Source organism: Caproiciproducens galactitolivorans (assembly GCF_026672255.1).
Lineage (GTDB): Bacteria > Bacillota > Clostridia > Oscillospirales > Acutalibacteraceae > Caproiciproducens > Caproiciproducens galactitolivorans_A.
The window spans coordinates 38067-51990 of the sequence record NZ_JAPOHA010000010.1 but is presented as its reverse complement, the minus strand read 5'-3'; the positions used below and the strand labels follow the sequence as shown (position 1 = coordinate 51990).

Genomic DNA, 13924 nt, shown 5'->3' with positions numbered 1-13924 from the left:
CTCAAATGTTAATACGCAATGTTAACGAAGAGTTAACTTTAGAATCACAGTTTCAACTCCGGGAAATCCCCGATGGGCGCTTGGAAAACCAACCTGTTTCAACTTTTCCGCGCCCCCTACTACTCTTACTAAATTAAATCATTTATTTCTATTATAAACGGAAGCAAAGGGTGAGTTTATGAAAATAATCTGCAAACGGCAGCAACTGAACGAGGCTGTGTTGAATATACAGCGCGCCGTGTCTGCAAAATCCTCCGTCCCCGCTTTGGAGGGAATCCTCCTGAGCGCGGACGATAATGAAATCACACTGTGCGGATACGATCTGGAACTTGGAATGAAAACCAAGATCGAAGCGCAGGTGGAAGAAAAGGGAAGCATCGTGCTGAGCGCACGCCTGTTCGGCGACATTGTCCGCCGTCTCCCGGCCGACAATGTTTTCCTTTCCGCCGACGAGAAAAACATCACAACCATTCAGAGCGGCCCGGCAGATTTCTCGATCGCCGGCATTCCGGCGCAGGAATACCCCGAGCTGCCGAGCATCACGGGCGAAACTTCCATCAAGATCGCCAACTGTACGCTGAAAAGCATGATCCGGCAGACGATTTTCGCCGTCGCGGAAAACGACGCGAAACCGATTCATACCGGAACCCTGTTTGAGCTGGATAAAAATACAATCCGGCTGGTCTCCGTCGACGGCTACCGTCTCGCAATACGGGAAGAAACCGCGAAATGCGACGAGGAGCTGAATTTTGTCGTTCCGGGAAAAACATTGCAGGAAGTAATGAAGCTTCTGAGCGATGACGACGAGGAGCTGGAAATCCTGATCGGACGGCGGCACATTTTATTCCAGATCGGCAGCTACTGTGTGATTTCCCGCCTGCTGGAAGGGGAATTTCTGGATTACCGCGCCGCGATTCCGAATGTGAGCGCGACCGAAATCCTTGTTTCCACCCGCGCGTTTATCGACAGCGTGGAGCGTGTTTCGCTGATTATTGCCGACCGGCTGAAAAGCCCGGTACGCTGTCTGTTTGAAGACAACGAAATCAAAGTTTCCTGTTCCACTTCCATCGGCCGCGCCAGCGACCAGCTTTCCGCAAAAATGGACGGCGGCGCGGTGGAAATGGGTTTCAATAACCGTTACCTGCTCGACGCGCTCCGCAACACCGAGGGCGACGAGGTGAAAATACAGCTCAACGGCGCTTTAAGCCCGATGAAAATTTTACCGCGGGAGGGCAATTCGTACCTGTTCCTGGTACTGCCCGTCCGCCTGAAGAGCGAGGCTTGATATGAATACGGAAAAAATTGCGATCGACACGGAATTTATCCGGCTTGACGCGCTTTTAAAGCTTGGCGGCGCGGTGGATACCGGCGGCCGGGCAAAATTCGCCATTCAGAACGGCGAAGTAAAGGTCAACGGCGAAGTTTGCACCATGCGCGGCAAAAAAATGCATGACGGCGACAAAGCCGAATTCCAATCTGTGACATATGAGGTGTGCAGAGGGTGAATATCCAGCACCTGGCGTTTCAAAATTACCGGAACCTGAAATCCGGGCAGATGGAACCGCACCCCGGAATCAATCTGATCAGCGGGCCGAACGCGCAGGGAAAAACCAATCTTCTCGAAGCAATCTGGCTTTTTACGGGCGGGCGCTCCTTCCGGAGCGCGAAAGACGCCGACCTGATTCTGCGCGGGGAGCAAAAAGCGGAAATTAACCTTGGCTTTTACTGCGGCGAACGGGAGCAGGCGGCGCAGATTTCCATTTTAAACGGACGCAGGAGCGCCGTTTTGAACGGCGTGCCGCTGAAACGCGCTTCCGGCCTGATCGGGCGTTTTTTCGCCGTCCTCTTTTCCCCGGAGCATCTTGCACTGGTGCGGGAGGGGCCTTCCTTCCGGCGCGATTTTATCGACGCCGCGCTTTGCCAGGTAAAACCCGGGTATGCCGCGCTTTTGTCCCGTTATAACCGGACGCTCACCCAGCGCAACGCGCTTTTGAAAGAAATTCCCCGCCATTCCGCGCTTCTGGATACGCTCGACGTCTGGGATGAACGGCTCGCGGCCCTCGGCGAAAGCGTGGTAAAGGGCAGAGCAGGCTATCTTGAGAAAATACGGGAACCGGCGCAGAAAATTTACGCCGGGATCAGTCAAAATAAAGAGTCGATCCAGCTGGAATACCGAAAAAGCGCCGAAAATCTGAAACAGGCGCTTTCCGATTCCCGCCGCGACGACATCGCGGTGGGCCACACCAATTTCGGCCCGCACCGCGACGATATGGAAATCACCATCGATTTCCTGTCCGCACGGACCTTCGGCTCGCAGGGGCAGAAACGCTCCGTTGTCCTTGCTCTGAAGCTGGCGGAAGCGGAGCTGCTTTTCCGGGAAACCGGCGAACGGCCGGTGATTCTCCTTGACGACGTGATGAGCGAACTGGATTCCGGAAGGCAGGATTACCTGCTGAATCACCTGACCGATTGTCAGGTTTTTATAACCTGCTGCGAACCCGACGCAATAAAACAGCTTCGGGAGGGCGCCCTGTTTTTCATGGACGGCGGCGTTCTCAGTAAAAAATGAAAGGTTTTTTTGTATGTATCTTCATCTTGGGCAGGACACAGTGATTAAAGTCAGTGATATTGTGGGCATATTCGATATGGAAACGTCTACCATTTCGCATACGACCCGCGATTATCTTTCCGCCGCGCAGAAAGCGGGAAGGGTTGTGAACGTTTCCATGGAAATGCCGAAATCCTTCGTTCTTTGCTGCGACAAAAAAAACAGGGTGAATGTATATATTACGCAGATTTCCTCCGTCACCCTTTTGAAACGGACGGGTTTTATGGACGAAATTGCAAACGTATGAAAGATCAGGTGGTTGAGAAATGAAAAAATTCCGAAAGGCGCGATGTCCGCACTGCGGGCGAAAACTGGGCTTTCTTCAAACCTGGTCCATTAAAACGCAGGGAGAATTCGAATGCCCGAAATGCGGCGGCTTCTCCAATATCGAGCTGGACCCCGCGGTGTATCTGTTCTCCATCCTCGCCATTATTCTGGGCGGGCTTGTTTATCTTATCCGGATGATTGCCGTAAAATCGCTCAGTATTCCCACGATTCTCTTTGCCGTGCTGCCCTATTTCGTATTTTATCTGATTTCGGTTTACCTTGTCCGGCTTCGGAAACCGGAGTCCGGCAGAAGAGCGCCGGCGCAGCACCGTTCGGCGTACGAAGCATCCCGCAGCCGGTACGCGCAGAGGCCACGGGACCCGAATATCGACAAGACCATCGTCGTCGGTAATTTTTCCAAATACAGCAGATAAGCGAATTGCTTTTTTTGAACCGCCGTCCAACGGCGTACGATTGAATCAAAGCATTTTATATATACAACTTGTATAATTACTGGAGGGTTAAACTTGGAGTTTAGCGAGATTACGCAGTCAAGACAGAAATACGATGAAAATCAAATACAGGTACTCGAAGGTCTGGCCGCGGTCAGAAAGCGCCCGGGCATGTATATCGGCTCCACCGGCCCGCGCGGACTGCACCACCTTGTTTATGAAATCGTAGATAACGCGATCGATGAAGCGCTTGCCGGATTCTGCGATAAAATCGAGGTTACAATTCTGCCCGGAAACGTAATCAGCGTTACAGACAACGGGCGCGGCATTCCGGTCGGCATTCAGCATCAGCTGGGAATCTCCGCGGTAACCGTGGTTTTCACCGAGCTGCACGCGGGCGGAAAATTCGGCGGCGGCGGCTATAAAGTTTCCGGCGGCCTGCACGGCGTGGGCGCTTCGGTTGTAAACGCGCTTTCCGAATGGCTGGAGGTCGAAGTTTACAACGAAGGAAAAATTTATTTTCAGCGCTTCGAGCGCGGCAAAGCGGTAACGAAGCTGGAACAGCGCGGCGATACCGACCTTACCGGCACGCACGTTACCTTCAAACCGGACGAACAAATTTTCCAGGAAACCATCGTTTACGATTACGAAACGCTCCAGACCCGGCTGCGCGAGCAGGCGTTTTTGAACGGCGGAATCCATATCGTGCTTTCCGACCTGCGCGACGAAGAACATCCGGTGAGCGACAGCTATTGCTACGAGGGCGGCATCAGCAGCTTCGTGGAATTTATCAACAAGAAAAAAGCGGTGGAGATTATCCACCCCGATATTATCCATTTCAGCTCCGTTGCGCCGGATGATTCCGCCACGGCGGAAGTCGCCATGCAGTATAACGATTCCTACAACGAACTCATGCTTTCCTTTGCCAACAATATCCATACGACCGACGGCGGAACGCATGAGGACGGCTTTAAACGCGCGCTCACCCGTGTCATGAACGACTACGCGCGGAAATATAATATTCTTAAAGAAAATGATAAAAACCTTTCGGGCGACGATGTCCGCGAAGGGTTAACCGTCATTATCAGCGTGAAGATGAAGGATGCCCAGTTTGAAGGGCAGACCAAGGCGCGTCTGGGCAATACCGAAATCGGTACGCTGGTCAGCAACCTGATCACCGAAAAGATGACCGCCTATCTGGAAGAAAACCCCGCTACCGCAAAGGCGATTTTCGATAAAGCATTGGCTGCTTCCCGCGCGCGCGACGCCGCCCGGAAGGCCCGCGACCTGGTGCGCCGCAAGTCTGCATTGGAAAGCGCCGCCCTTCCCGGAAAACTGGCCGACTGCCAGAGCCGCAACCCGGAAGAAACCGAAATTTATATCGTCGAGGGTGATTCCGCCGGCGGTTCCGCAAAAGGCGGACGCGACCGGAAATATCAGGCCATCCTTCCGCTTTGGGGCAAAATGCTCAACGTGGAAAAGGCCCGGCTCGACAAAGTGTACGGAAACGAAAAGCTGATGCCGGTCGTTACCGCGCTCGGCACGGGAATCGGTGAAGAATTCGACCTGAACAAGCTTCGCTACGGCAAAATCATCATTATGGCCGATGCCGATGTCGACGGCTCCCATATCCGTACCCTGCTTTTGACCTTTTTCTTCCGTTTCATGAAGCCGCTCGTCGAAGAGGGGCATATTTACCTTGCCCAGCCGCCGCTTTACCGCCTGAGCAAGGGCAAAAATCATTTCTACGCTTACAGCGACGCCGAGCGCGACCGCATCATGGCGGAACTTGTCAGCAATTATGAAATCCAGCGTTACAAAGGTCTTGGTGAAATGGACGCCGAACAGCTTTGGGAAACGACCATGAATCCGCAGACCCGTATTATGCTGCGCGTCGAAGTGGAAGACGCCGCCGCCGCTGACGAAGCTTTCACCGTTTTAATGGGCGACAAGGTCGAACCGCGCCGCCAGTTTATTGAGAGTAACGCAAAATATGTGCAGAATCTGGATGTCTGATCCGTCGGGTTTTACGATTATGTTTAACTAACTGTTAAATTTATAATATATTATACGTTGCGTAATACATAAAACCGAGAAGGAGTTTACGATGAAACAATTTTTAAAAGAACAGGATACCAATTCCAAACCTCCTGAACCTCGGGGGGAACAGACCCCCGAAGACGAGGATTGGGAAGATTCCATTGAATGGGACGGCTCCGAAGCGGAGCTTGTCGCGGACGAATCGGCCGAGGTATTTGAGGAACAGCATACGGGAATCAAGCTGAAATACGTGCTGACTTCCGGCGAAATTTTCCGGGCGCTCCGGAAAGTGCAGTATACCGGCACCCGGGTTGCACTTTCGGTGGTCGCGGTGCTTCTCTGCGCGGGAACGGCGGGGATGTTTCTGGTGAAGTGGAACGCCACCGGCAATCACCGGTACATGTCGCTTGCCGCGGTATGCATTTTGATGGTTCTGATCATAGGCGCTTATCCGTCGCTGCGGATCAAACTGCATGCCGTAAAAATTGCCGACGGAAAAGAAATCCGCATGAAAATTTACCCCGACCATATTGAAATGGGACTGTTCGATAAAAAATGGGAAATTCCCCTTGACGGAAGCTGCGAGCGCCTGCATTTCGACAACATGATCGTACTTTACATACGCGACGGAAACATGGTCATTCTGCCGCTGCGCTGTGTGGAGCCGGCCGTCCTGCCGGAAGTGCAGGGAATGATTCTTGCCGGAACACAGCCGAAAGCCTGAAGCTAAAGGAGATTGCATTTATGCCGACATTTTACGAGGGCGGGCCGATTGAAACGGTATCCCAGACAATCAGCTCCGAAGATTACGCCAATGCGTTCTACGCCGCGTACTGCGCGTCGTCCCCCCTGCGCAGGCGGTGGGTCCGCGCGGGTATCTTTTTGTCGGCGGCGATTGTAATCGGTTCGTGTATCCCGTTTTACCGGGCGCGGTTTGCCACCGTCTGGATTCCCTGCGGCGGAATCGTGCTGGCGCTGGCGCTTTGTATTCTTTTTGGATTTGTCCAGCCGAACGACCTGAAAAAATGGGGCGCGCGGCTTTACCGTTCCAACGTGCTCTGGTCAATCCCGGAGCAGATTGAAATTTACCGCGACAGCGTGATCCTTAAAAATACCTGCGAACAGATTCTGGAATACTGGACAGATTTTTCGCTGTGCCTGGAAACCTCGTCCGCGTTTATTGCCGCGGGCGGGCGGGAACGGGAGCTTCTCATCATCAAAAAACAGGGACTTTCCAAAGAGCAGACCGAAAAAATTTCCGCCGCGCTTTCCGGCGCGTTTGCCGCGCGCTACGTGAAAAGCGGACGCTAAGGAGGGGTTCAAATGGAAGATAACCCGATTTCGGTAAGCTTTCTTACCACCAATTTCGACTATGCGGATTTTAAGTCCGCCGCGGCGAAAGCGGATATGCAGAAAGGCGAGCGGCTCGTTTTCCGGATAACCGGGGTGGTTCTGATCGTGACCGCGCTTCTTTTGCAGGTTTACTCTTTTAAAAGCGTAAGGAACAGCATCCTTTACGCCGCTATGGCTGCGGCGGGAATTCTTGTGGGCTTTTTATACGAATTGATCGCGCAGTATACGCTTCGCCGGCGCGCGCTCCGCTATTTCGACGCAAACAAGGAAAAATTCATTGCGCAGACCACGGAATTTCACAAGGACGAAATTACATTTCAAACCGAACGATATACGGCCGCCATCCCGTATGACCTCTTTTACAGAGCGTATGAGGACGGCAGGGTGTTTATCCTCTATACAGGAATCAACGAAATGAGGTTTATTCCGAAAAGGGCAATGGGAGACGGCGAGTGTACCCAAATCCGGAACATTCTTCAGACGAAGCTTCAAGAAAAATATCAGCAGGAAGGTGCCCGCTAATGGACGAATTACAGGATAATCAAAAAATTATAAATGTCGATCTGGAAAAGGAAATGAAGAAATCCTTTCTGGATTACTCCATGTCGGTTATTGTTTCCCGCGCGCTTCCCGATGTACGCGACGGATTAAAACCGGTTCACAGAAGAATCCTTTACACCATGTACGAAAACAACCTGATGCCGGACAAAGCATACCGAAAATGCGCCGACACGGTCGGTTCCGTTCTGGGACGCTACCATCCGCACGGCGACGCTTCGGTGTACGATGCACTTGTGCGTCTGGCGCAGGATTTCTCCATGCGCTATATGCTGGTGGACGGACACGGCAACTTCGGTTCCGTGGACGGCGACCCCCCGGCTGCCTACCGTTACACCGAGTCCCGCATGAGCAGGGTTTCGCTGGAAATGCTCCAGGATATCGACAAGGATACCGTCGACTTTACGCCGAACTACGACGACCGCCTGAAGGAACCTACGGTTCTGCCGAGCCATTTTCCGAACCTCCTGGTCAACGGTTCCACCGGCATCGCGGTCGGTATGGCGACCAATATTCCCCCGCACAATATGTGCGAGGTCATCGACGGCATGTGCACGCTGATCGACGACCCGGATGCGACGCTCGACGACCTGATGCAGAACATTAAGGGGCCGGATTTCCCGACCGGCGCCATCATCATGGGCCGCTCCGGCATCCGCGCCGCCTACGCGACGGGCCGCGGCCGCATTACCGTGCGCGCCCGCGCGGAAATTGAAGAAGAAAAGAACGGCCGCTTCAATATCGTTGTTACGGAGCTTCCGTATCAGGTAAACAAAGCGAGGCTGGTCGAAAATATAGCCGAACTGGTGAAGGAAAAACGCATCGAGGGAATTTCCAATGTGGAAGACCACTCCGACCGCGAAGGAATGCAGCTTTTAATCAGCGTAAAACGCGACGCTTCCCCGCAGATCGTTTTGAACCAGCTTTATTCCTATACCCAGATGCAGACGACCTTCGGCGCGATCATGATCGCGATTGTAAACGGCGAACCAAAAGTACTTACGCTGAAAGAGATGCTTCAGGAATACATCAATTTCCAGGAAAGCGTTGTCCGCCGCCGTACCGAGTTCGACCTTCGGAAAGCCGAGGAACGCGCTCATCTGCTGGAAGGCCTGAAAATCGCCGTCGACAATATCGACGAGATCATTTCCATTATCCGCAGTTCAAAGGACCGTGCCACGGCGCGCTCCCGCATGACGGAACGCTTCGGGCTCGACGATTTGCAGACGCAGGCAATCGTGCAGATGCCGCTCGGCGCGCTCACCGACTTGGAGCGCCAGAAGCTGGAGGACGAAATCGCCGCGCTGCTCTTAAAAATCGCGGATTACCAGGATATTTTAAGCAATGAAACCCGCCTGCTCGGCATTGTAAAAGACGAGGCAATCGCGGTAAAAAATAAATTCGGCGACGAGCGCCGCACTGAAATTGCAACGGTGAGCGGCGAAGTCGATATTGAGGACCTGATTCCGCAGGAGGAATGCGTCCTTACGCTGACGAGCTTCGGCTACGTGAAGCGCCAGAAAACCGATACCTACCACATCCAGCGCAGGGGCGGCCGCGGCGTAAGCGGAATGACCCGGCGCGAAGAGGATGTTGCGAGCGATATGTTCGTGATCAACAGCCACGACTACGTCATGTTCTTTACGAACCTTGGGCGCGTTTACCGCCTGAAATGCTACGAAATTCCGGAAGGTTCGCGTACCAGCAAGGGAATGAACATTGCGAACCTGCTTCCGATTACCCAGAATGAAAAAGTTACCTCCATGATCCGCGTGCCGGAATTCGACGATGAAAGCTACCTGTGCATGGTTACCCGCAACGGGATTATCAAGCGCACCAGCCTTTCCGCCTACAACACTACCCGCAAGGGCGGCGTCATTGCGATTGACTTGGACGAGGGCGACGAGCTTTCATGGGTGCGCCTTACCGACGGCGAAACCGAGCTTCTGGTTGCGACCCGTCTCGGCATGGCTATCCGCTTCGACGAGCGCGACGTGCGCCCCATGGGCCGGACCGCCCGCGGCGTAAAAGCGATTACGCTCCGCGAAAACGACTATGTTATCGGCATGAGCTCCCTGCGCGAAGGCGGCTTGGTGCTGACCGTTTCCGCAACCGGCTACGGCCGCCTGTCCCCCATCAGCGATTATCGAATCCAATCGAGGGGCGGCAAGGGACTCACGAACTATCATATTAAGAAATACGGCGAGATTGCCGCCATCAAAGTCGTTGACCTTGACGACGATATTATCCTGATTGCTTCCGACGGAATTATCATCCGCATTCCGGCGAACTCCATCCGCGAATGCGCAAGGCCTTCGAAGGGTGTGCGCGTTATGCGTGTGAACGAGGACAGCGAGGTTGTTACGCTTGCCCGCACCGCCCATGAGGAAGACGACGAAACCGATACGCTTCCGGAAGATGAGGGCGACGCGGACGCAGATGCGGAAACCGACGAGGATCTGGAAAATGGAGAGGATACGGACGCTGAAAACGAACCGGAGACCGAGCCGGATCCGGAGGAATAAGAAAGGGTGCTGCGTATGAAAAACAGAAAAATACTCTGTGCGGTTTTGGCTTTTGCCCTTGCCGCGTCGATTTTTACCGCCTGCGGCCCGAAAAAGGGCGGCGAAAGCACCGTTCCCGTTTCCAGCTTTGGAACGGAGAGCGTTCCCGCCGCATCCAGCGACGCCCCGAGCGAGCCGCCGGCACCCAGCAGCAGTACGCCGCCCGCTCCGACGAATGAGCCGGCGCAGTCCCAGCCGGGACAAGTGCTCGACATTACGACCGATAATAAAGCATTTGACGCGCTCTTTAAGAAAAATCCGATTGATAAAAAATACATTCAGGAATCGAATAACGCCCTTTCCAGCGTGGATATGGTGAAGCTTTCCAACAAGTACGCGGGGATTTGGGAGAAGGAAATTACCTCCGCTTATACAAGATTATGTAAACTTGTAAAGGGCGGCGAGCTTACCAAAATCAAGGACGGGCAGACCGCGTGGGAGAACGGAAAATCCGAAGCGCTGAAAAAAATCAACGACAGCGCGCAGGCCGCGGGCGGTTCCATGGCGCAGGTGAACGAGGCAAGCGCGGTAATGGATTTCTACCGCAGCCGCGCCGCGCAGCTTTACCGCGCGCTGTATTCCTACGATAAGAATTTTTCGTACGCTTATCAATAATTGCGACGCAGTCGAATAAACAGGGAACAGCCCTTATTTTGTTACAATTTGTATAATTTATTTCAGATATTGCTAATTGTAGTTTTATGATCCCATAATTCCCTATAATATCGTAATATTCATGCTATAAATTACTATCTGTAATATTTTTTGGAGATTAAAGATGGAAATGAATGAAAAAACGCTGGAACGAAAAGAGATCTATACCGGCAGGGTGCTGCATTTTCATGTGGATAAAGTCGAGCTGATGAACGGCAGAACTTCCACCCGCGAATGCGTTGACCATCCGGGAGGGGCCAGCATTGCCGTTCTGACGGAGAAGAACGAAATGCTTTTCGTGCGGCAGTTCCGCTATCCGTATAAGGAGGTCGTGCTGGAAGCGCCCGCCGGAAAACTGGAAAAAGGCGAGGACCCGTTTGAGGCGATCAAGCGGGAACAGCGGGAGGAAACCGGAACCACTGGTAAGAATTATGTAAACCTCGGGAAGCTGTACCCCTCCCCCGGTTACACGAACGAGATCATTTATCTGTACGCCTGCCGCGCGCAGTCCTTCGGCGATACGGATTTTGATGAGGACGAATTTCTGGAGGTTGAGAAAATCCCGATGGACGAAGCCGTGCGCATGGTGATGGACGGCGAAATCCCCGATTCCAAAACACAGGTTCTGGTACTCAAAACCGCGCGGCTTTTACAGGACGGAAAGATTTGAGGGGTGAAAGATGAAAAAGGGTTTCTCGGTGGTAATGGACGAAAGAAAGAAAAGCCTGCTCATATACATCTGCCTTTTGATTGGTTCTCTATTTTTCGCCGTCGGGCATCCGGAACAAGCCTGGCTTTCCGTGGGAATCGGAGTCGGCATCGTCGCCGCCGTTTTCATCGAAATCTTTCGGCGTAATACTCCGAAAAAGAAACTCCCGGACGAAGAACCGGAAAAAAAAGACGACCCATAAAATGCGCCCCGCCCGTAAAACTACGGGCGGGGCGTAAATCGCGTTTATAATGAAGTGATTTTTTTCTCTAAGCTACCGCAGAGGAACGTCAATGAAAACCACATAGAATGCGTGTACCCCATAGACCTTTTGGGGATACCTCGGGAGTGCAGGGGGCTTTTGTGGAACCCTCTCGCCGGGCTTCAAAAGCCCCCTGCTCGTCCTTTGCCTACTTTCGGACGAATCCGACAGTAGGGGCCCGCCCGGCCTGAGGGCAGACTAAATCATTCCTGTAATTCGATAGGAAGGATAAAGGGATAGGTTCGACTATCCAAAAATAGAACGCCACATCCCGGTCTAGGGGCAAACGAAATCATTTCTGTAATTCAATAGGAAGGATAAAGGGATAGGCTTGACCTGTCCAAAAATAGAAGACTGTATGCCTTCTTATCGGTCCCCGATAAACTCCGGGCGGAATTTGGAGTACATAATCTTCTGGCGGCTGTAAAGGCCGGTGTATCCCGAAAGCATATAGCTGACGGCGGCGGCGAGAAAGTAGAACGCCGCGCCCTTCGCGCCGAACAGCTCAATGCTGAGGACGAGCGAGGTAAGCGGACAGTTGGTTACGCCGCAGAATACGGCCATCAGCCCGACCGAGGCGCCGAACGACGGGTTCAGGCCGATCAGCCCGCCCGCCGCACAGCCGAATGTCGCGCCCACGAAAAAGGAAGGGATGATTTCGCCGCCCTTAAAGCCTACGCCGAGCGTGACCGCGGTAAACAGGATTTTCAGAAGGAAGGCTTCCGGCTTCGCGGTTCCGGCCATCCCGTTCTCAATGATATTCATGCCCGCGCCAAGGTAATCCGTCCCGAAAACGAGCATCAGAAGCACGATGATCACACCGCCGGCGGCGGCCCGGACATATGGATTTTTCATCTTCTTCTGAAGGAACTCGCCCGTATATTTCATGGAATAACAGAACAAAACGCTTACGCCCGCGCAAAGCGCCGCCAGAAAAATAACGCGCAGAAAGGCTGCGGTTTCCGCGGCAGGAATCCCCGTAACGGAAAACGCCGTCGGTTCCGCTCCGAAGGCGTTGGCCACGGTCGCCCCCACCAGCGCTGCCGTAACGCAGGGAACCAGCGCGGCGTAATACATAATGCCGACACTGATTACCTCCATGGCAAACACGGCGGAGGTGATGGGCGTTCCGAACAGCGCGGAAAAGGCGGCGCTCATGCCGCACATCGTCATAATATGCAGATCTTTTTCATCCAGACGGAACAAGCGGCCAACCTGAAAGCCCATGCTGCCGCCGATCTGCAGCGCCGCGCCCTCGCGCCCGGCCGAACCGCCGAACAGATGGGTAATGCAGGTGGAAAGAAAAATCAGCGGCGTCATGCGCAGCGGAACCTCCTGCGGCGTGCGCACCGCCAGCAGAACCAGATCCGTCCCCTGCGGGCGCGTTACTTTGCAGATGCGGTAAAGCCATACAATCGCAAGCCCGCCGAAAGGCAGAAAATACACAATAGCCATGTGCGCCGTGCGAAATTCCGTTGCAAATTCTATGCAGAAATGAAATGCCGTACAAACAGTGCCGACCGCTACCCCGGTAAGACAGGACAGGAACATCCATTTCAAAAATATTGATAAATTTTTAACGATACTAATGCCTTGCTGTTTTGCTTTTTCCTCCAAAAGTCCCATGGTTTCAGCTCCCGCATGTTCAATAGTATATCCTTTTCAGAGGACATCGGATATATTATTATACCACTTTAAAGCCAAATTTGAAAGAATCGACCGTCATTCGCAGGCCGTGGGCGCACAGCGCTGTTTAACCGTTTCCCCCGCGCCGCAAGCGGCGCTCCTCCACGGAATGCTGACGTAGAACTTCGTCAATGAAAACCACAAAGAAAGCGTGTACCCGAAAGGCCTTTTGAGGATACCTCAGGGTGCAGAGACTTTTGCGGAACCCTCCAACCGCGGCAGGCTGAGCCTGCACACATGTTTATGACACGGTACCTTTTCTCTCTAAACTGCCGCAGAGGAACGTCAATGAAAACCACAAAGAAAGCGTGTACCTCAAAGGCCTTTTGGGGATACCTCCGGGGTGCAGGGGGCTTTTATGGAACCCTCTCGCCGTAATTTCAAAGCCCCCTGCTCGTCCTTTGCCTACTTGCGGACGATTCCGAAAGTAGGGGCCCGCCCGGCCTGAGGGCAGACTGAATTATTTCTGCAATTTAATAGGAAGGACAAAGGGATAAGTGCGATTTGTCCGAAAACAACAGGCAAGGTGCAGTTCCAAGCTTCCGGGGAACCCCCGGCGAGGGTTCCCCGCGCAGAAACAGTCCACTGGACTGTTTTGCTTCCCTCCTGCGCTTTTAAAAAACAAGGGAACGATGGGGCTCCGCCCCAAACCCTGCAAACTTTTGAAAAAGTTTGAACAAAACTTTCAAGTTGTTCAGGCTTAGCCGTTCCGTTGGAGGAGCGCCGCTTCGCGGCGCGGAGGAAACGGCAAAACGACACTGTGTGTCCAGA

General features: G+C 53.2%; 14 protein-coding genes. 13 read left to right on the top strand and 1 reads right to left on the bottom strand.

Annotated features, from left to right (window positions below; genetic code table 11):
• The first annotated feature begins 178 nt into the window (after positions 1 to 178).
• The 13 genes from dnaN (at position 179) to OUY18_RS10450 (ending at position 11407) form a co-directional block, all read left to right on the top strand.
• Positions 179 to 1285, top strand: a complete 1107-nt coding sequence (gene dnaN / locus OUY18_RS10510) for a DNA polymerase III subunit beta (RefSeq protein WP_268058742.1) — start codon at positions 179 to 181, stop codon at positions 1283 to 1285.
• Between the two features lies 1 nt (position 1286).
• The gene (locus tag OUY18_RS10505; RefSeq protein ID WP_268058741.1) at positions 1287 to 1505 is read left to right on the top strand and encodes an RNA-binding S4 domain-containing protein; all 219 of its coding nucleotides are present in this window, start codon (positions 1287 to 1289) and stop codon (positions 1503 to 1505) included.
• Positions 1502 to 2569: a DNA replication/repair protein RecF gene (gene recF / locus OUY18_RS10500; protein ID WP_268058740.1), complete on the top strand. Its 1068-nt coding sequence runs from the start codon at positions 1502 to 1504 to the stop codon at positions 2567 to 2569. The genes OUY18_RS10505 and recF overlap by 4 nt, the downstream gene beginning before the upstream one ends.
• A gap of 13 nt (positions 2570 to 2582) precedes the next feature.
• Positions 2583 to 2855: an extracellular matrix regulator RemB gene (gene remB / locus OUY18_RS10495; protein ID WP_268058739.1), complete on the top strand. Its 273-nt coding sequence runs from the start codon at positions 2583 to 2585 to the stop codon at positions 2853 to 2855.
• A gap of 19 nt (positions 2856 to 2874) precedes the next feature.
• Positions 2875 to 3309 carry a hypothetical protein gene (locus tag OUY18_RS10490; RefSeq protein ID WP_268058738.1) on the top strand — a complete coding sequence of 145 codons (435 nt, stop codon included), beginning with the start codon at positions 2875 to 2877 and terminating at the stop codon, positions 3307 to 3309.
• A gap of 93 nt (positions 3310 to 3402) precedes the next feature.
• On the top strand, positions 3403 to 5343 hold the full coding sequence (gene gyrB / locus OUY18_RS10485; RefSeq protein ID WP_268058737.1) for a DNA topoisomerase (ATP-hydrolyzing) subunit B: 1941 nt from the start codon (positions 3403 to 3405) through the stop codon (positions 5341 to 5343).
• 91 nt (positions 5344 to 5434) lie between these two features.
• Positions 5435 to 6091: a hypothetical protein gene (locus OUY18_RS10480; RefSeq protein ID WP_268058735.1), complete on the top strand. Its 657-nt coding sequence runs from the start codon at positions 5435 to 5437 to the stop codon at positions 6089 to 6091.
• 20 nt (positions 6092 to 6111) lie between these two features.
• Complete coding sequence (locus OUY18_RS10475) at positions 6112 to 6678, top strand: YcxB family protein (RefSeq protein ID WP_268058734.1); 567 nt, start codon at positions 6112 to 6114, stop codon at positions 6676 to 6678.
• Between the two features lie 12 nt (positions 6679 to 6690).
• Positions 6691 to 7242 (top strand): YcxB family protein, encoded by a 552-nt coding sequence (locus tag OUY18_RS10470; RefSeq protein ID WP_268058733.1) that lies wholly within the window; start codon positions 6691 to 6693, stop codon positions 7240 to 7242.
• Complete coding sequence (gyrA, locus tag OUY18_RS10465) at positions 7242 to 9803, top strand: DNA gyrase subunit A (RefSeq protein ID WP_268058732.1); 2562 nt, start codon at positions 7242 to 7244, stop codon at positions 9801 to 9803. The genes OUY18_RS10470 and gyrA overlap by 1 nt, the downstream gene beginning before the upstream one ends.
• A 15-nt stretch (positions 9804 to 9818) precedes the next feature.
• Complete coding sequence (locus tag OUY18_RS10460) at positions 9819 to 10457, top strand: lysozyme inhibitor LprI family protein (RefSeq protein WP_268058731.1); 639 nt, start codon at positions 9819 to 9821, stop codon at positions 10455 to 10457.
• 163 nt (positions 10458 to 10620) lie between these two features.
• The gene (locus OUY18_RS10455; RefSeq protein WP_268058730.1) at positions 10621 to 11166 is read left to right on the top strand and encodes an NUDIX domain-containing protein; all 546 of its coding nucleotides are present in this window, start codon (positions 10621 to 10623) and stop codon (positions 11164 to 11166) included.
• 10 nt (positions 11167 to 11176) lie between these two features.
• Positions 11177 to 11407 carry a hypothetical protein gene (locus OUY18_RS10450; RefSeq protein WP_268058729.1) on the top strand — a complete coding sequence of 77 codons (231 nt, stop codon included), beginning with the start codon at positions 11177 to 11179 and terminating at the stop codon, positions 11405 to 11407.
• A 426-nt stretch (positions 11408 to 11833) separates the two neighbouring features.
• On the opposite strand, the gene OUY18_RS10445 is transcribed toward OUY18_RS10450, so the two are convergent.
• The gene (locus OUY18_RS10445) at positions 11834 to 13093 is read right to left on the bottom strand and encodes a chloride channel protein (protein ID WP_268058728.1); all 1260 of its coding nucleotides are present in this window, start codon (positions 13091 to 13093) and stop codon (positions 11834 to 11836) included.
• Positions 13094 to 13924 lie beyond the last annotated feature (831 nt).